Below are 17748 nucleotides of genomic sequence, written 5' to 3' on the forward strand. Positions count from 1 at the left end.
CAATCCGGAGGTGCGCAGTTCGTGGAACTGCGTAGGCTGACCAGAACCTGACTGGCTCTTACAGCTTGGACTTGAGCAGCTTGCCCAGTTCCGAGAAGTTGCGCGTGATCGTGAAGCCGCACTCTTCCATGATGGCCAGCTTGGCGTCGGCCGTGTCGGCACCGCCGGAGATCAGAGCACCGGCATGGCCCATGCGCTTGCCGGGAGGCGCGGTCACGCCGGCGATGAAGCCGACCACCGGCTTCTTCATGTTTTCCTTGCACCAGCGGGCGGCATCCGCCTCGTCCGGGCCGCCGATCTCGCCGATCATGATCACGGCGTCCGTTTCCGGATCGTCGTTGAAGGCCTGCATCACGTCGATGTGCTTCAGGCCGTTGATCGGGTCGCCACCGATGCCGACGGCGCTGGACTGGCCCAGGCCGATCTCGGTCAGCATGGCCACGGCTTCATAGGTCAGCGTGCCGGAGCGCGAGACCACGCCCACGCGGCCCTTGCGGTGGATGTGGCCGGGCATGATGCCGATCTTGATTTCGTCAGGCGTGATCAGGCCGGGGCAGTTGGGGCCCAGCAGCAGCGTCTTCTTGCCGCCGGCGGCTTCCTTGGCCTTCATCTTGTTGCGCACTTCCAGCATGTCCCGGACCGGGATGCCTTCGGTGATGCAGATGGCCATGTCCAGGTCGGCCTCGACGGCTTCCCAGATCGCGGCCGCCGCGCCCGGGGGCGGCACGTAGATCACCGACACGGTGGCGCCGGTCTGCTGGGCGGCTTCCTTGACGGAGGCGTAGATCGGGATGTTGAAGATCGACTCGCCGGCCTTCTTCGGGTTCACGCCGGCGACGAAAGCGTTCTTGCCGTTCGCGTATTCCTGGCACTTTTCCGTGTGGAACTGGCCGGTCTTGCCGGTGATGCCCTGGGTGATGACCTTGGTGTCTTTGTTGATGTAGATCGACATGACGCTTCCTTACTTCTTGACCGAGGCCACGACCTTCTGGGCCGCGTCCGCCATGGTGTCTGCGGCGATGATGGGCAGGCCGGATTCGGCCAGCATCTTCTTGCCCAGTTCTTCGTTCGTGCCCTTCATGCGCACGACCAGCGGCACGGACAGGTTCACGGCCTTGCAGGCTGCGATCACGCCGGTGGCGATGGTGTCGCACTTCATGATGCCGCCGAAGATGTTGACCAGGATGGCCTGGACGTTCTTGTTCTTCAGCATGATCTTGAAGGCTTCGGTCACCTTCTCGGGCGTGGCGCCACCGCCGACGTCCAGGAAGTTGGCCGGCTCGCCGCCGAACAGCTTGATGGTGTCCATGGTGGCCATGGCCAGGCCGGCGCCGTTCACCAGGCAGCCGATGTTGCCGTCCAGGCTGATGTAGGCCAGGTCGAACTTGGAAGCCTCGACTTCGGCCGGGTCTTCTTCATCCAGGTCGCGCAGCGCCACGATCTCGGGGTGGCGGAACAGCGCATTGCTGTCGAAGTTGAACTTGGCGTCCAGTGCGATGACCTTGCCCTTGCTGTCACGGTTCAGCGGATTGATCTCGACCAGCGAGGCGTCCGTTTCCATGTAGCAGGTGTAGAGCTTCTTCAGGATGTCGACGGTCTGCGCGGTCGAGTCGGCCGGCATGCCGATGCCGTCGGCGATTTCCTTGGCTTGCGCGTCGGTCAGGCCTTCCTTGGGGTCGGCGAACACCGTGATGATCTTCTCGGGCGTGGAGTGGGCCACTTCCTCGATGTCCATGCCGCCTTCGCTCGACGCGATGAAGGCCACCTTCTGCGTGGCGCGGTCGGTCACGGCGGAGATGTAGTACTCCTTCTGGATGTCTGCACCGTCCTCGATGTACAGGCGGCGAACCTTCTGGCCTTCGGGGCCGGTCTGGTGCGTCTTGAGCTGCATGCCCAGGATCTGGCCGGCCAGTTCCTTGACCTGCTCGATGCTCTTGGCCACCTTCACGCCACCACCCTTGCCGCGGCCACCCGCGTGGATCTGGGCCTTGACCACCCAGACCGGGCCGCCGAGTTTCTGGGCGGCCTCGACCGCCTCCTGCACCGTGTAGGCCGGAATGCCGCGGGGCACCGGTACGCCGAACTTGGCAAGGATTTCCTTGCCTTGGTACTCGTGAATCTTCATGAGGAGGTCTCTCGGAAGAGGGTTGGGGACGGAGAGGCGAAAACTGGGTTCGCTGTTGTCCACCAGCGACGGATGCTTGACAACCAGACGGCGGACAGCCGGCGACTGTATCATGGTGCGCTGCACCAATTTCGTGCGGTCAACACGTACTTCTACCGAGCGAACACCATGGCAAAAGTCTTCATCGATGGCGAAGCCGGCACCACCGGCCTACAGATCCGCGAGCGGCTGCAGGCCATGCCGCAGATCGAAGTGGTCAGCATCGCGCCCGAGTTGCGCAAGGATGTGGCGGCCAAGCGCGATCTGATGGCGGGTGTCGATCTCGTGGTGCTGTGCCTGCACGACGATGCAGCGATCGAGTCGGTGGCGCTGATCGACCAACTGCAGGGCAAGAAGCCCAAGATCGTCGATGCCTCCACAGCCCACCGCGTCAATCCAGCCTGGGTCTTCGGCTTTCCGGAACTCGTGGCGGGCCATGCGCAGAAGGTCGCGCAGGCCGACCGCGTGGCCAACCCGGGCTGCTACGCCACCGGCGCCATCGCCATCGTGCGGCCGCTGGTCGACGCCGGACTGCTGCCCGCCGATTTCCCGATTGCATTGCCGTCCGTCAGTGGCTATTCCGGCGGCGGCCGCACCATGATCGAGGCCTACGAGAAAAACGAGGCCCCGCTCTTCGAGACCTACGCGCTGGGCCTCAAGCACAAGCACATCCCCGAGATCATGCAGTACACGGGGCTCACGCGCCGCCCGGTGTTCATCCCCTCGGTGGGCAACTTCCGCCAAGGCATGCTGGTGCAACTGCCGCTGCACCTGGACGACCTGCCGGGCAAGCCGCGCGCGGCCGATCTGCACGGTGCGCTGGCCAGCCACTACGCCAAGAGCAACACGCCCGAGCAATTCGTGCAGGTGCTGCCGCCGACCGAGAGCGGCAAGCTCGATGCGCTGGCGCTCAACGACACCAACCGGCTCGAGATCCGCGTGTTCCCGAACGAGGATGCGCGCCATGCCGTCGTCATCGCGCGGCTGGATAACCTGGGCAAGGGCGCCAGCGGCGCGGCGGTGCAGAACCTGAAGCTGATGCTGGGCCTGTGAGCCCGCTCAGGGCCTGGCGCCCGGCCGCGGGCTGAAGGCATAGGGCAGCGCGCCAAGAAGCACCAGCGCACCGGCACAGCCGAAGATGGCCGACCAGGTCCACTCCAGCGTCCAGCCGGCGCGCTGGCCGGTGTCGGCGATCTGGCCGAAGGCCCAGGCTGTGAGGGCGGAGCCCAGGAACACGAAACTGTTGAGTACGCCCAGGCCGCGCCCGCGCAGCGCTGGCGGCAGCAGTTCGCGGCCGTGCGTCATGACCAGCGGATGCAGCATGCCGATGGTCACAAGCAGCGCCATCGGCGCCAGGTGCGCCAGCATGGCGCCGCCGCCGGGCCACGCCACCAGCACCAGCGCGCCAGCCAGTGACAGCAGCGTCCATGCGAGCACGGTCGCGCGCAAGCCGTTGCGGCGTACCAGCCGCGGCAACAGCAGGGCGGTGCCGAAGCAGGCGATGGTCACGGCCGACAGTGCCAGGCCCCGCCCTTGCGTCTGCAGTCCGAACAGGTCTGCCAGGTAGGGGCCGCCCCAGGCATTGCGGAAGCTGGTGCCGGCCGCCATCGCCACGCACAGGGGAATCAGTGTCCACAGCGCCGGCCGCAGCAGCAGCGCGGCGCTGGAGCCCAGCATGGCGATCGGCGTCTCGTGGCGCGCGTCCGCATCGCCCTCGTCGTGCAGCGTGCGCCACACGGCCACGCTGGCCACCAGCATGCACAGCCCTGCCAGCGCCAACGCGGGGCGCCAACCGAAGTGCTGTGCCACCCAGCCCAGCGGCAGCGTGGCGCACAGCGCGCCCAGCATGCCGGTGGCGTTGGCGCGGCCGACGAAGGCCACGTACTGCGTGCTGGGCAGCTGCGCCCCGGCGTAGTGCATGAGGCCCATGAACACGGGCGCGCAGGCCAGGCCCAGGCCGGCCTGGGCCAGCATGGCCGTCGGCCCGTCGGGTGCGAGCACGAACAGCGCCGAGGAGAACACGCCGATCGACATCAGCCAGCGCGTGGGCCGGCCCACGCCGTAGCGGTCGAACGCGATGCCGACCGGGATCTGCGCGACCGCGAACGACAGGAAGAAGCACGAGGACAGCAGGCCGAAGCCGGCGGCGGACAGGCCCAGGTCGCGTTGCAGTTCGGGCGCGATCACGGCCAGGCAGCTGCGGAAGAACTGGCTCAAGCCGAAGGCGAAGGTCAGGGTGCCCAGGGCGCGGGCGGAAGATGCGGGCATTCAGTCCGCATTGTCGGGCCGGTACCGAAGCACCCGCGTCACCACTGCGCTGGAGAAACCGCGCGCCAGCAGGAAGCGGCTCTGCCGGGCATGCTCGCGCGCATCGGTCGCCGCCTCGAAGCGGCGCTGCCACAGCGCCAGCGCACGATCGAACTCGCTGTCGGCCAGGCCCGCCACGGCTTGGGCGATGGCCTCGGGCGCGACCCCCTTGTGCTGCAGTTCCCGGCGCAGCCGCAGCGCGCCGTATTGCGCTGCGCGCTGGTGCAGCACCGACTCGACCACGCGCGCCTCGCTGATGAAGCCCTTGGCCTGCAGTTCGTCCAGCGCGCGCGCCAGTTCCTCGGGGTCTTCGGTGTGGCGCGCCAGCTTGCGCTCTAGTTCGGGGCGCGCGTGTTCACGCTGGGCCAGGTAGCGCAGCGCCCTGCCTTTCAGCGAGAGCGCTGGCCGGGCGCCGTTCACTCGCCTTTGGCAGGCGCGGCTGCGGGCGGCAACAGCGCGATGCCCAGGTTGTCGCGCACCTTGTTCTCGATCTCGCGCGCCAGGTCGGGGTTCTCGCGCAGGAACTCGCGGGCGTTATCGCGGCCTTGGCCGATTTTCTCGCCGTTGTAGGCGTACCAGGCGCCGGACTTGTCGACGATGCGCGCCTCCACGCCCATGTCGATGATCTCGCCTTCGCGCGAGATGCCCTCGCCGAACAGGATGTCGAACTCGGCCGTCTTGAACGGTGGCGCCACCTTGTTCTTGACCACCTTGACCTTGGTCTCGTTGCCGATGGCCTCGTCGCCCTTCTTGATCGTGCCGGTGCGGCGGATGTCGATGCGCACCGAGGCGTAGAACTTCAGCGCGTTGCCGCCCGTGGTGGTCTCGGGGCTGCCGAACATCACGCCGATCTTCATGCGGATCTGGTTGATGAAGATGACCATGCAGTTGGTCTTCTTGATCGTGGCCGTGAGCTTGCGCAGCGCCTGGCTCATGAGGCGGGCCTGCAGGCCGGGCAGGGAGTCGCCCATCTCGCCTTCGAGTTCGGCCTTGGGCGTCAGAGCGGCGACCGAGTCGACCACGATCAGGTCCACGGCGCCCGAGCGCACCAGGCTGTCGACGATTTCCAGCGCCTGCTCGCCGGTGTCGGGCTGGCTGATCAGCAGTTCCTGCAGGTTCACGCCCAGCTTCTGCGCGTACTGGATGTCCAGCGCGTGTTCGGCGTCGACGAAAGCGCAGGTGCCGGCCTGCTTCTGCATCTCGGCGATGACCTGCAGCGTCAGCGTGGTCTTGCCGGAGGATTCCGGGCCGTAGATCTCGACCACGCGGCCACGCGGCAGGCCGCCGACGCCCAACGCGATGTCCAGGCCCAGCGAGCCGGTGGAGACGACCTGGATGTCCTCGATCACCTCGCCCTCGCCCAGGCGCATGATGGTGCCCTTGCCGAATTGCTTTTCGATCTGGGCCAGCGCGGCCTGCAAGGCCTTGGTGCGTTCTGCTTGGGCGGGATTGGGCTTCACTGCGACGTCCATGGAAAAATCTCCTTGAGATCAATGACTTGCGAACTGCACCCGAACTGTGGCTATGTACTGTCTGGATGCCTGACCAGTAGTGTAGCGCACGTGTCTATTCTGAGAATCGAATTTTTTAGTCAGTTTGCCTTACGATAAAACCATGCAAACCCCCGACCTCGGCGACGCCTGGCGCACCACACACCTGGGCCGTCTTCTGGGCGATGCATTGCGCCGTTTCGACATGCGCGTGCTGGCCCTGATGGCGCACGACGTGCAGGTGCCGCTGGCCCTGTCCAACCTGGCGGCGCGGGCCCAGGTCAGCGCCGCCCATGTGCACATCACGCGGCACCTGGACGAGGGCGGCACGCGGCCCGGCGTGCTGGCCGAGCGCGCCGGCATGAGTAAGCAGGCCATGGGCGATCTGATCGCGCAGTGCGAAGCCTGGGGCCTGGTCACGCGGGCCGCGGACCCGCACGATGCGCGTGCCCGCGTGGTGCGCTTCACCCCGGATGGCCTGGCCTGGCAACAGGCCTTCCGCGGCGCGCTGGCGCAGGCCGAGGCCGAGTTCCGCGACGCCGTGGGCGCCGAGGTGGCGACCGTGGTCGCGCTCGGGCTCGAGGCCTATGCCGGCTCCTAGAATCCGATGCTTCGCGCAACCTGGAGAGACACCATGCGCATATTGATCGCCGAGGATGACCAGGTGCTGGCCGATGGCCTGCTACGCGCGCTGCGCAGCTCCGGCGCGGCCGTGGACCATGTGGCCAGCGGCAGCGAGGCCGATGCCGCATTGCGCACCAGCAGCCAGTTCGACCTGCTGATCCTGGACCTGGGCCTGCCCCGCATGCATGGTTTGGAAGTGCTGCGCGCGCTGCGCGGGCGCGGCTCGGCGCTGCCGGTGTTGATCCTCACGGCGGCCGACAGCGTGGAAGAGCGCGTCAAGGGCCTGGACTACGGCGCCGACGACTACATGGCCAAGCCGTTCTCGCTGCAGGAGCTCGAGGCCCGCGTGCGCGCGCTCACGCGGCGCGGCACCGGCGCCACCAGCAGCTCGATCCGCCATGGCCCCCTGGAGTACGACCAGGCCGGCCGCGTGGCCACCATCGACGGCCGCATGGTCGAGCTGTCGGCACGCGAGCTGGGCCTGCTCGAGGTGCTGCTGCAGCGCGCCGGCCGCCTGGTCAGCAAGGACCAGCTGGTCGAGCGGCTGTGCGAATGGGGCGAGGAGGTCTCGACCAACGCCATCGAGGTCTACATCCACCGCCTGCGCAAGAAGATCGAGAAGGGCCCGATCCGCATCGCCACGGTGCGCGGCCTGGGCTACTGCCTCGAGAAAATCAGCGTGTGAAGATCTTCCAGCGCGAGCAGCGTTCGCTGTTCGGCGAGATCCTGGATTGGATGCTCACGCCGCTGCTGCTGCTGTGGCCGGTCAGCCTGGTGCTGACCTGGCTGGTGGCCCAGGGCATCGCAGGCAACCCGTTCGACCGCGCGCTGGAACACAACGTGCGCACACTGGCCCAGCAGGTGGCGCTGCCCAAGGGCGGGCGTTTGCAGTTCAGCCTGCCGCCGCCGGCGCACGAAATCCTGCGCGCCGACGAGTCCGACCAGGTGTTCTACCAGGTGCTGGGCCCCCGCGGCGAGCTGCTGGCCGGCGAACGCGAACTGGCGCTTCCGCGCGATGCCGAGCGCCCGCAGCCCGGCGAGGTGCGGCTGCGCGACGACGAGCTGCGCGGCCTGGGCCTGCGCGTGGCCTACACCTGGGTGGCGTTGGACAGCGCCGGCCAGGCGGTGCTGGTGCAGGTGGCCGAGACGCGCGAGAAACGCTCGGTGCTGGCCGCCGAGATCATCAAGGGCGTGATGCTGCCGCAGTTCGTGATCCTGCCGCTGGCCGTGCTGCTGGTCTGGCTGGCGCTGGTGCGCGGCATCAAGCCGCTGTCCGAACTGGAGGAGCGCATCCGCGCGCGCAAGCCCGATGACCTGTCGCCGCTGGACGACCGCACCGTGCCGCTGGAGGTGGCGCCGCTGGTGTCCTCCGTCAATGACCTGCTCACCAGGCTCAAGGACTCCATCGCCACGCAAAAGCGCTTTCTGGCCGACGCCGCGCACCAGCTCAAGACCCCGCTCGCGGGGCTGCGCATGCAGGCCGACCTGGCGCAGCGCGAGGGCGCCAACGCCGACGAGCTCAAGCAGTCGCTGCTGCAGATCCGCCGCTCCAGCATGCGCGCCACGCACACCGTCAACCAGCTGCTGGCGCTGGCGCGCGCCGAGAACGCCGGCGCACCGATCACGCGCCAGCCCTGCGACCTCGCGCGGCTCGTCATGGACGTGGTGCAGGAGGCGCTGCCGCGCGCCATGGACAAGTCGCTGGACCTGGGCTACGACGGTGCCCTGCCCGGGGCGGCCGGCGTGCAGCTCGAAGGCAACGCCACGCTGCTCAAGGAACTCGTGCGCAACCTGGTCGACAACGCGATCGCCTACACGCCCTCGCGCCCGGACCGGCCTGGCGTGGTGACCGCGCGCGTGCTGGCAGCCGACGGCGACGGCCCGCTGCGGCTGCAGGTGGAGGATTCGGGGCCCGGCATCCCGGTGGCAGAGCGCGAACTGGTGTTCCAGCCGTTCTACCGCGCGCTCGGCACCGATGCCGACGGCTCCGGCCTGGGCCTGCCCATCGTGCGCGAGATCGCCGGCCACCATGGTGCGGCCGTGGCACTGCGCGATGCGCATCCGGGCCAGCAACCGCCTGGCACCTGCTTGGAAGTGCGCTTCGGCCCGGAACCTGCGCGCGGCTGACGCGCCGGCGTTCTCCAGGCTCAGCAGGGCGCCAACAGTCGGCCCGCCAGCAGGCCCTGCACCTGCTCGCGCAGCGCGGCATCGGCGGCCGGCAGGCGCAGCCGCGCCGACTGGGGCTCGCGGTGGTCCACCACCACGCGCGCCGTGCGCACGCCGCGGCGCGTCAGCTGCGCCAGGTGCTCCTGGGCCGCCTCTTGGGTCGAGAACACGCCCAGCGACAGGCCCGGCGCGAGCCCGGCCTGGGTGGCCGGGGCCGTGTCCACGCGCAGCGCCCGCAGCTCTGCGCGCTTCTTCTCCAGCGCATCGGCGTCGCTGTAGCGGCCCATGTAGACGATCCAGCGGTCCGGCGGCGCGATGGGGTCCAGCGACCAGGCTGCCGCCGGCAGGCCGCCGGCCGCCAGGGCCTGGCGCAGGGCCTGGGCCTGGGCGTTGTCGAAGGGGCCGGCCTGCAGGCAGGCCGCGGCAGGTGCCGGGGCTTCGGCCTGCGGGACAGGGGGAGCCGCGGGAGCCGGTTGCGGCTCGGGGACGGCCGAGGCTGCAGGGGCCGAGGGGGCCAAGGGGGCGGCAGGCGACGCAGAGGCCGTGGCACTCGCTGGTGCCACGCGCAAGGCCTCGGGCCGGATCTGCTGCGCCAGCCGCTGCGGTTCGCGCGCCGAGTCCGGCGCCAGCCCCACCGGCGCCAGCAGGCCTTGCGACCAGGCGAAGTAGGCGCAGTTGGCGAACAGCAGGGCCAGGGCCGTGGTCCGCAGCAGCATGCTCAGGCCTTCACCGGCCGGACGCTGACTTCCGAGCTGCTGATGCGCTGCAGCCCCGCCGCGGTCTGCACGCGCAGCGCGCCATCGGGGTCCACGCCGTCGCCCACGCCCTCGGTGCCGTCGGACAGGCGCAGCAGCCGGCCCTGGAGCAGGTCGCGCGCCTCGAACGCGGCGCGGAACGGCGCGAAGCCCTCGGCCTCGAAACGCTGCACCGCCTGCACCAACGGCAGCGCCAGCGCGCGCAACGCCTGGCCGGCGTCCCAGCCGGGCTGCAGTTCGGCCAGCGCCGCAGGCGGCGTCGACAGGCCCTCGGCAGGACGTGCCGCGATGTTGAGACCGATGCCGATGATGGCGTGGCGCACACCGCTGGCCGCCACGGTCTCGATCAGGATGCCGCCGAGCTTGCGGTCATCGAACCACAAGTCGTTGGGCCACTTGAGCCGCAGCGCCGGGTGCAGCGCCCCCGCCACGGCCACGCCCACGGCCAGCGACAGGCCCGACCAGTCGGCAGGCGCCAGCGGCAACGCCAGCGACACGGCCAGCGAACTGCCCACCTCGGCCTGCCAGGGCCGGCCCATGCGGCCACGGCCGGCGGTCTGGCGCTCGGCCACGAGCAGGGTCGGCTCAGGCCGGCCGGCGCGGATGCGGCGCATCAGCTCGTTGCTGGTGGAATCCACCTGCGGCAGCACCTCCACCGTGAAGCCCGGCAGCCCCGGTGCCACCGCTTCCCAGATGTCCTCGGCAGGCCAGCGCAGCATGCTCAGGCCTTGCGCCGGCGCGGCTTGGGCGACAGCAGCGTGCCGCGGCAGCTCTTGGCGCCGCACCAGCAGGGGTACTCCGCCTTCAGCTTCTTGGTGTAGGGCTCGTCAATGATGAGCCCGTAGTCGTAGTTCAGCTCCTCGCCGGCGTGGATGTCGCGCAGCGCCTTGATGAAGATGCGGCCGTCCACCTCGTCGGCGATGCAATTGGGCTCGCAGGCGTGGTTGATCCAGCGCGAGGAGTTGCCGCCGTAGGTGGCGTCGATGACATGGTCTTCGTCGACGTGGAAGTAGAAGGTGTGGTTGGGGTCGCTCGGGTCGTGCGGGTGGCGGTCCTGCGCCTCCTGCCAGCTGACGATCTCGCCCACGTACTCGATGATGGTCTCGCCCTCGGCGATGTCCTGCACGGCGAACACGCCCTTGCCATGGACGCCCGAACGACGGGCCTGGATGCGGCGCGCTGGCGCAGCGGGGCGCTGGGTTTTTGAAGCCACGGCGAAACTCTGTTAGTTTAAAAAAGGCATGCGCGCATGTGCGCGAGGGGCGGATTGTAGGAGCCGCCTCCCCGGCCCTCGCCCCCTGGGGCGCGGGGCCTGTGGCCTGCTGAATTACATTCGGCACAAATTTTGGAAGGCGCTCCGGCTGGCATGCCCGCGGGCCGGCGCCGCAGAAGGACATCGCAGAGTTTCTATATGACCAAGACCTTGGTGATCGCCGAAAAGCCGTCGGTGGCGCAGGACATCGTGCGCGCACTCACCCCGGTGGCCGGCAAGTTCGACAAGCACGACGACCATTTCGAGAGCGACGGCTACGTCGTGACCAGCGCGGTCGGCCACCTGGTGGAGATCCAGGCGCCCGAGCAGTACGACGTCAAGCGCGGCAAGTGGAGCTTCGCCCACCTGCCCGTGATCCCGCCGCACTTCGACCTGAAGCCCGTCGACAAGACCAAGTCGCGGCTCAACGCCGTCGTCAAGCAGGCCAAGCGCAAGGACGTCACGGCGCTCGTGAACGCCTGTGACGCGGGGCGCGAGGGCGAGCTGATCTTCCGCCTGATCGAGCAGTACGCAGGCGGCGCCAAGCCGCTGGGCAAGCCCATCAAGCGCCTGTGGCTGCAGTCCATGACGCCGCAGGCCATCCGCGACGGCTTCGACCGCCTGCGCAGCGAAGCGCAGATGCAGGGCCTGGCCGACGCCGCGCGCTCGCGCTCGGAGGCCGACTGGCTGGTCGGCATCAACGGCACGCGGGCCATGACGGCCTTCAACTCGCGCGACGGCGGCTTCTTCCTGACCACCGTGGGCCGCGTGCAGACGCCCACGCTGTCGGTGGTGGTCGAGCGCGAGGAGCAGATCCGCAAGTTCGTGAGCCGCGACTACTGGGAGATCCACGGCCTGTTCGACGCCCAGGCCGGCCAGTACGCCGGCAAGTACTTCGACCCGGCGTTCAAGAAGGCCGCCGCGCCCTTGCTGCCGAACGGCGAACCTGATCCCGAGCAGCGTGCCGACCGCGTCTGGAACGCCCGCGATGCCCAGGCGATCGCCGACGCCGCACGCGGCCAGCCGGCCACCGTCACCGAAGAGAGCAAGCCCACCACGCAGGCCAGCGGCCTGCTGTTCGACCTGACCTCGCTGCAGCGCGAGGCCAACAGCCGCTTCGGCTTCTCGGCCAAGACCACGCTGGCGCTGGCGCAGAGCCTGTACGAGCGCCACAAGGCCCTGACCTACCCGCGGACCGACTCGCGCGCGCTGCCCGAGGACTACCTGCCCGTGGTCAAGGACACCATGAAGATGCTGGCCGGCAGCGGCATGAAGCACCTGGCCCCGTTCGCCCAGCAGGCCATCGACGGCAACTACGTGAAGCCCAGCAAGCGCGTGTTCGACAACGCGAAGGTGTCGGACCACTTCGCCATCATCCCCACGCTGCAGGCGCCCAGCGGCCTGTCCGATGCCGAGCAGCGGCTGTACGACTTCGTCGTGCGCCGCTTCCTGTCCGTGTTCTTCCCGAGCGCCGAATTCCAGGTCACGACGCGCATCAGCACGGTCGAGACGCCGGGCAGGAAGTACGCCTTCCGCTCCGACGGCAAGGTGCTGGTCAAGCCGGGCTGGATGGCCATCTACGGCAAGGAAGCCGAGGGCGAGGACGACGAGAAGGAAGGCGGCAAGCGCCTGGTGCCCGTGCAGCCCGGTGAGACGGTGCGCGTGGCATCGGCCGAGGCCAAGGGCCTGCGCACCCGCCCGCCGGCACGCTACAGCGAAGCCACGCTGCTGGGCGCCATGGAAGGCGCCGGCAAGCTCATAGACGACGAGGAACTGCGCGAGGCCATGCAGGAAAAAGGCCTAGGCACCCCGGCCACGCGCGCGGCCATCATCGAAGGCCTGCTGGGCGAAAAATACATGCTGCGCGAAGGCCGCGAGCTGATCCCCACGGCCAAGGCCTTCCAGCTCATGACGCTGCTGCGCGGCCTGGGCGTGGAGGAGCTCTCCAAGGCCGAACTCACGGGCGAGTGGGAATACAAGCTGGCCCAGATGGAGAAGGGCGCGCTGAGCCGCGACGCCTTCATGCGCGAGATCGCGCAGATGACCGAGCACATCGTCAAGAAGGCCAAGGAGTACGACCGCGACACCGTGCCGGGCGACTACGCCCAGCTGTCCGCGCCCTGCCCCAACTGCGCCGGCGTGGTGAAGGAGAACTACCGCCGCTATGCCTGCACTGGCCCCAAGGGCAGCGGCGACGGCGCCTGCGGCTTCTCGTTCACCAAGTCGCCCGCGGGGCGCACCTTCGAGATCGCCGAGGCCGAGGCCCTGGTGCGCGACAAGCACATCGGCCCGCTGGAGGGCTTCCGCTCCAAGGCCGGCTGGCCCTTCGTGGCCGAGATCCGCCTGGCCTTCAGCGAGGACGACAAGAACTGGAAACTGGAATTCGACTTCGGCGACGACGACAAGGACCCGGCAGAGACCGGCGAGATCGTCGACTTCAGCGGCCAGCCCAACCTGGGGCCCTGCCCGAAGTGCGGCGCCGGCGTGTTCGAGTTCGGCAGCAACTACATCTGCGCGCATTCGGTGCCCACGCCCGAGCAGGCCCAGCCCACGTGCGACTTCAAGACCGGCAAGGTCATCCTGCAGCAACCGGTGGACGAGGCCCAGGTGCGCAAGCTGCTGGCCGAGGGCAAGACCGACCTGCTCGACAAGTTCGTGAGCATGCGCACGCGGCGCAGCTTCAAGGCCTTCCTGGCCTGGAACAAGGACGAGGGCAAGGTGACCTTCGAGTTCGAGCCGCGCGATTCGAAGTTCCCGCCGCGCAAGGGCGCAGCCTTTGCCGCCAAGAAGGCGGCGCCGGCCAAGAAGGCCGCGGCGGCGAAGAAGGCCCCGGCCACCAAGACGGCAGCCGCCAAGACACCGCGCAAGGCCACGGCCGGCACGGGCCTCAAGCCCAGCGCCGCGTTGGCCGCGGTGATCGGCGATGCGCCCGTGCTGCGCACCGAGGCCACCAAGAAGCTGTGGGACTACATCAAGGCCAAGGGCCTGCAGGATCCCCAGGACAAGCGCAGCATCAAGGCAGACGCGGCCCTGCAGGCGGTGTTCGGCAAGCCCAGCGCCACCATGTTCGAGCTGGCCGGCATCCTCGGCAAGCACCTGACCTCCTGAGCCTTGCGCGACGGGCGCAGGAGCGGCGACGCTCCTGCGCTTTTTTCTTTTGACCTGGAGACACACCATGCGCATCCCCTTTGCCCGCCGCAGCCTGCTCGCAGGCCTTGCCCTGTCCGTGCTGGCGCCGCTGGCCCATGCGGCCTGGCCCGAGAAGCCGATCCGCATGGTCGTGCCCTTCCCGCCCGGCCAGGCCTCGGACATCTTCGCGCGCGCCCTGGCCGAGCAACTCGGCAAGCGCCTGGGCCAGCCCATCGTCATCGACAACAAGGCCGGCGCGGGCAGCAACATCGGCACCGAGATGGTGGCGCGCGCCGCGCCGGATGGCTACACGCTGCTGGTCGCCGGCAGCGCCATGGCGGTGAACCAGACGCTGTACAGGAAGCTCGCCTACGACCCGGCCAAGGACCTGGCCGGCATCTCGCTGATCGCCAAGGTGCCGCTGGTGTTCCTGGCCACGCCGGCTTCCGGCATCAAGACCCTGCCGCAGATGGTGCAGCAGGCCAAGGCCGCGCCGGGCCGGCTCAACTACGCCAGCGCCGGCATCGGCGGCTCGCAGCACCTGTCGGGCGAGATGCTCAAGGCCCAGGCCGGCGTGTTCATCACCCACATCCCCTACCGCGGCAGCGGCCCGGCCCAGGCCGACTTCCTGGGCAACCAGGTGCCGCTGATGGTCGACTCGGTCACCGCGGCGCTGGCCAACATCCAGGCCGGGCGCGCCGTGCCGCTGGCCGTGACCTCGGCCACGCGCTCCAGCCAGTTGCCGGACGTGCCGGCCGTGCGCGAGAGCGGCGTCGCCGGGCTCAAGGACTTCGAAGCCGTGGGCTGGCTCGGCCTGATGGCGCCCAAGGGCACGCCGGCCGAGATCGTGGAGCGGCTCAACCAGGAGGTCGTCGAGATCCTGCGCAGCGATGCCATGGTGAAGTTCATCCGCGACCGCGGCTCCGAGGCGGCGCCCACCACGGGCCCGGAATTCGACCGCTTCATCGCGAGCGAGATCGCCAAGTGGGGCGTGGCCGTGAAGGCCTCGGGCGCCACGGCCGACTGACCCGGACCAGGCCGGGCCGGGCGCGCGGCGGCGTCGTCCACCGCGGGCACCATGGCCCCGAGGCACCCGGGGCGCCTTCGATAATGCGCCCATGGACAGACTGAAACAGCTGGAGTCGTTCGTGTCCGTGGCTGCGCGCGGCAGCCTGACGGCAGCGGCCAAGGCCGAGGGCGTGGCGCCGGCCATCATGGGGCGCCGGCTCGACGCGCTGGAGGAGCGGCTGGGCGTGCGCCTGCTGGTGCGCACCACGCGGCGCATCTCGCTGACCTACGAGGGCACGGCCTTCCTGGAGGACTGCCAGCGCCTGCTGGTCGAGCTGGCCAATGCCGAGGCCAGCGTCGGGGCCGGCGGCGTCAAGGCCAGCGGCCACCTGCGCGTGACGGCGCCGGCCGGTTTCGGCCGCCGGCATGTGGCGCCGCTGGTGCCGCGCTTCCACGAACTGCACCCCGAAGTGACGATCTCGCTGAACCTCAGCGACCGCGTGGTCGACCTGCCGGGCGAGAGCTTCGACTGCGCGGTGCGCGTGGGCGACCTGCCCGATTCCTCGCTCGTCAGCATCCGGCTGGCCGACAACCGGCGCCGTTGCGTGGCGACCAGGGAGTTCCTGCGTCGCCACGGCACGCCGCGCCACCCGTCGGACCTGCCGCGCTTCGCCTGCCTGACCTTGTCCAGTGACGCCTCGCAGACGCGCGGCTGGGCCTTCGTGATCCCTGGCGCGGGCGATGCGCGCGAGGTCGTGCACCTCAAGCCCGGCGGCCCGCTGGACTGCTCGGACGGGCAGGTGCTGCACGACTGGTGCCTGGCCGGCTATGGCATCGCCTGGCGCAGCACCTGGGAGGTGGAGGCCGAGATCGCGGCCGGCCTGCTGGTGCCCGTGCTCGACGATTTCGCCGCGCCGCCCAACGGCATCTATGCCGTGTTCCCGCAGCGCAAGCACCTGCCGCTGCGGGTGCGGCTGTGGCTGGACTTCCTGAAGGCGCAGTACGCGCAGCCGGGGTTCTGGGGCCTGTGACGGCGCGCGCGTTCCGGTTTCAGTACACGTCGCGGCGGTAGCGGCCGCCGGCCGCCAGCTGCTCCAGCAGCGCATCGCCCAAGGCGCGGCGCAGCGCGGTGTCCACGCCCTGCGGCATGCCCTTGCGCTGGCCGCAGACGTACACGGCGGCGCCGCGGCCCACCCAGTCGCGCAGCAGCGCGCCGTGCAGGCCCAGCAGGTCCTGCACGTGGTGCGCCGGCGCATCCGCGTCGCGCGAGAAGGCCCGGTCCAGCCGCTGCAGCACGCCGTTGGCCAGCCAGTCCTGCAGCGGCGCGTCGTACAGCGCATCGCTGCGCCGCGTGCGCTCGCCGAACAGCAGCCAGGCCAGTTGGCGCAGCCAGAACGCGCGCATGTCAGCCCGCCATCAGAACGCGATGCGCACCACGCTCTCGTTGCTGCCCTTGGCATCGTCGCGGCCGTTCTTCACGGTCACGTAGAGCACGTTGTTGCGGCTGTCCAGCGCCAGGCTGTTGGGGTGCGAAGGCAGCGCGATGGTCTGCAGCAGCTTGTGGCTGGCGGTGTCGAACACGCTGACGCTGCCGCCACCGCGGTTGCTCACGTACAGGCGCTGGCGCGGTGCGTCCAGCAGCGGCGCGATCGGGCCGTCGCCGGTGGGCAGGCTGGCCGTGATGCGGGCCGTCGCAGGGTCGAGCACGACGACGCGGTTGCCCGGCGTGGGCGTGAAGCCGGGCTCGGCCTTCTGGCGCCTTTCGCTGATGCTGGCCAGGCCCTGGTCGGTGGCGAACAGGCGCTTGCCTTGCGCGTCGTAGGCCAGGTTCAGCATCTGGTCGGCACCAGGGGTGTGGCTCCTGGCGATCGCCAGCGTGCGCGTGTCGACCTCGTGCAGGCGGCCGCGCAGGTTGGAGACGAACAGCCGGTTGTTGGCCGCGTCCAGCGCGATGCCGGTGGCGATGGCGCCGAAGCCCGGGATCACCTTCTCCAGTGCCAACGTGCGCGTGTTCATGACGTACAGCGCGCTGCCGTCCGCGCCCAGGCCCGGCGCGTAGAGGCGGCCGTTGGCCGGGTCGAGCACGAGCTCGCGCAGGTGGTGCGGGAACTTCTCCTTGCCGTCCGCGCCCTTGGCCTTGGCCATCAACGGCACGGTCTTGACGACCTGGTTGGTGGCGGTGTCGACCACGGTGACGGAGCCCTCGGTGGTGTTGCCCACGTAGAGCCGGTTGGCGGCGTCGTCCAGCGCCACGCCGAAGCCGCGCAGCGGCAGCTGGATCTCTGCCTGCACGGCCAGCGTCTTCGGGTCCAGGCGCAGCACCTTGCTCGGGCCGGCGCCGTCGCCAAAGCCGCCGGACGAGGCCACGAACAAGGCGTTCTGGCGCGCCGAGTAGGCCAGCTCGTAGAGCGAGGGCGCCACGGCCGCGCGCTGGATCTGCGCGGCCTGCACGGCCTGGTAGGGCGCGCTCTGCGTGACTACTGGCGCCGAGGTGCCGCAGGCCGTGATGGTCGCGGCGGCCAGCACGGCCAGGGAGAAGGAAAGGATGGATTTCATGGTGTGTGTTCCGTGTGTGGTGGATCAAGGCGCGGTCAAGGGGCGATGGAGACGCTGACCTTGGCGAGCTCCCTTGCTGCCCTGTGCATCGGCCCTCTGGGCGCCGCCGCCCCAGGCGAAGGGCACGCGCAACAACTCGCGCCCGCCCTTCTCGCGCGCGACCTCGATGGCCAACTGGTAGGTGCCTGCCGGCCGGGTGAGCTGCAGCGTCAGCGTGGCCGCGGCCGCCGGCCCGGTGGCCAGCGTCATGGCCGCGCCGGCGAGCCAGGCGTTGCGTGCTGCGGTGGGTGCCATGGT

Annotated in this window: 18 protein-coding genes; 7 read left to right on the forward strand and 11 right to left on the reverse strand. The window is 69.5% G+C overall.

Features of this window, described 5'->3' with window-relative positions:
* Nucleotides 1-58 precede the first annotated feature (58 nt).
* Nucleotides 59-952, reverse strand: a complete 894-nt coding sequence (gene sucD / locus ASF44_RS07435) for a succinate--CoA ligase subunit alpha (protein ID WP_056655491.1) — start codon at nucleotides 950-952, stop codon at nucleotides 59-61.
* 9 nt (nucleotides 953-961) lie between these two features.
* The gene (gene sucC, locus ASF44_RS07440; protein WP_056898580.1) at nucleotides 962-2125 is read right to left on the reverse strand and encodes an ADP-forming succinate--CoA ligase subunit beta; all 1164 of its coding nucleotides are present in this window, start codon (nucleotides 2123-2125) and stop codon (nucleotides 962-964) included.
* A gap of 168 nt (nucleotides 2126-2293) precedes the next feature.
* On the opposite strand from sucC, the gene argC reads away from it, so the two are divergent.
* Nucleotides 2294-3217: an N-acetyl-gamma-glutamyl-phosphate reductase gene (gene argC, locus ASF44_RS07445; RefSeq protein ID WP_056898732.1), complete on the forward strand. Its 924-nt coding sequence runs from the start codon at nucleotides 2294-2296 to the stop codon at nucleotides 3215-3217.
* A gap of 6 nt (nucleotides 3218-3223) precedes the next feature.
* Here the strand turns inward: argC and ASF44_RS07450 are convergent, their stop codons facing one another.
* Genes ASF44_RS07450 through recA form a run of 3 tightly spaced genes read right to left on the reverse strand, consistent with a single transcriptional unit; the run spans nucleotide 3224 to nucleotide 5943 of the window.
* A complete protein-coding gene (locus tag ASF44_RS07450) occupies nucleotides 3224-4432 on the reverse strand; it encodes an MFS transporter (protein WP_056898581.1) in 1209 nt (402 codons plus the stop codon).
* Nucleotides 4433-4891 carry a recombination regulator RecX gene (recX, locus tag ASF44_RS07455; RefSeq protein ID WP_056898582.1) on the reverse strand — a complete coding sequence of 153 codons (459 nt, stop codon included), beginning with the start codon at nucleotides 4889-4891 and terminating at the stop codon, nucleotides 4433-4435.
* Nucleotides 4888-5943 (reverse strand): recombinase RecA, encoded by a 1056-nt coding sequence (gene recA, locus ASF44_RS07460; protein ID WP_056898583.1) that lies wholly within the window; start codon nucleotides 5941-5943, stop codon nucleotides 4888-4890. Before recA ends, recX begins: the two co-directional genes overlap by 4 nt.
* Nucleotides 5944-6085: 142 nt before the next feature.
* Here recA and ASF44_RS07465 point away from each other — a divergent pair, with 142 nt between their 5' ends.
* From ASF44_RS07465 to ASF44_RS07475, 3 genes are read left to right on the forward strand one after another with little or no spacing between them, the layout of a single operon-like run.
* Entirely contained in the window at nucleotides 6086-6562 is a 477-nt protein-coding gene (locus ASF44_RS07465; RefSeq protein ID WP_056898584.1) for a MarR family winged helix-turn-helix transcriptional regulator, read from the forward strand.
* A gap of 33 nt (nucleotides 6563-6595) precedes the next feature.
* Nucleotides 6596-7270, forward strand: coding sequence for a response regulator transcription factor (locus tag ASF44_RS07470; protein ID WP_056898585.1), 675 nt, complete (start codon nucleotides 6596-6598; stop codon nucleotides 7268-7270).
* Nucleotides 7267-8712, forward strand: a complete 1446-nt coding sequence (locus ASF44_RS07475; protein ID WP_056898586.1) for a sensor histidine kinase — start codon at nucleotides 7267-7269, stop codon at nucleotides 8710-8712. Before ASF44_RS07470 ends, ASF44_RS07475 begins: the two co-directional genes overlap by 4 nt.
* A gap of 20 nt (nucleotides 8713-8732) precedes the next feature.
* Here the strand turns inward: ASF44_RS07475 and ASF44_RS07480 are convergent, their stop codons facing one another.
* Genes ASF44_RS07480 through ASF44_RS07490 form a run of 3 tightly spaced genes read right to left on the reverse strand, consistent with a single transcriptional unit; the run spans nucleotide 8733 to nucleotide 10719 of the window.
* A complete protein-coding gene (locus tag ASF44_RS07480; protein ID WP_369820906.1) occupies nucleotides 8733-9467 on the reverse strand; it encodes an SPOR domain-containing protein in 735 nt (244 codons plus the stop codon).
* A gap of 2 nt (nucleotides 9468-9469) precedes the next feature.
* A complete protein-coding gene (locus ASF44_RS07485; protein ID WP_056898587.1) occupies nucleotides 9470-10225 on the reverse strand; it encodes a biotin--[acetyl-CoA-carboxylase] ligase in 756 nt (251 codons plus the stop codon).
* Between the two features lie 2 nt (nucleotides 10226-10227).
* Nucleotides 10228-10719, reverse strand: a complete 492-nt coding sequence (locus tag ASF44_RS07490) for an SET domain-containing protein (RefSeq protein ID WP_056898588.1) — start codon at nucleotides 10717-10719, stop codon at nucleotides 10228-10230.
* A gap of 198 nt (nucleotides 10720-10917) precedes the next feature.
* Here ASF44_RS07490 and ASF44_RS07495 point away from each other — a divergent pair, with 198 nt between their 5' ends.
* From ASF44_RS07495 to ASF44_RS07505, 3 genes are all read left to right on the forward strand, one after another.
* Nucleotides 10918-13866, forward strand: coding sequence for a DNA topoisomerase III (locus tag ASF44_RS07495; protein ID WP_056898589.1), 2949 nt, complete (start codon nucleotides 10918-10920; stop codon nucleotides 13864-13866).
* 67 nt (nucleotides 13867-13933) lie between these two features.
* Nucleotides 13934-14914, forward strand: a complete 981-nt coding sequence (locus ASF44_RS07500; RefSeq protein ID WP_082524585.1) for a tripartite tricarboxylate transporter substrate binding protein — start codon at nucleotides 13934-13936, stop codon at nucleotides 14912-14914.
* 91 nt (nucleotides 14915-15005) lie between these two features.
* The gene (locus ASF44_RS07505; RefSeq protein ID WP_056898590.1) at nucleotides 15006-15926 is read left to right on the forward strand and encodes a LysR family transcriptional regulator; all 921 of its coding nucleotides are present in this window, start codon (nucleotides 15006-15008) and stop codon (nucleotides 15924-15926) included.
* A 19-nt stretch (nucleotides 15927-15945) separates the two neighbouring features.
* On the opposite strand, the gene ASF44_RS07510 is transcribed toward ASF44_RS07505, so the two are convergent.
* From ASF44_RS07510 to ASF44_RS33250, 3 genes are read right to left on the reverse strand one after another with little or no spacing between them, the layout of a single operon-like run.
* Complete coding sequence (locus ASF44_RS07510) at nucleotides 15946-16299, reverse strand: hypothetical protein (RefSeq protein ID WP_056898591.1); 354 nt, start codon at nucleotides 16297-16299, stop codon at nucleotides 15946-15948.
* Nucleotides 16300-16311: 12 nt separating this feature from the next.
* A complete protein-coding gene (locus ASF44_RS07515) occupies nucleotides 16312-17451 on the reverse strand; it encodes a YncE family protein (protein WP_082524586.1) in 1140 nt (379 codons plus the stop codon).
* Between the two features lie 24 nt (nucleotides 17452-17475).
* Nucleotides 17476-17745: a DUF2271 domain-containing protein gene (locus tag ASF44_RS33250; RefSeq protein WP_056898592.1), complete on the reverse strand. Its 270-nt coding sequence runs from the start codon at nucleotides 17743-17745 to the stop codon at nucleotides 17476-17478.
* Between the last annotated feature and the right edge of the window lie 3 nt (nucleotides 17746-17748).

Origin of the sequence: Pseudorhodoferax sp. Leaf274 (assembly GCF_001422445.1) — a bacterium.
Lineage (GTDB): Bacteria > Pseudomonadota > Gammaproteobacteria > Burkholderiales > Burkholderiaceae_C > Pseudorhodoferax.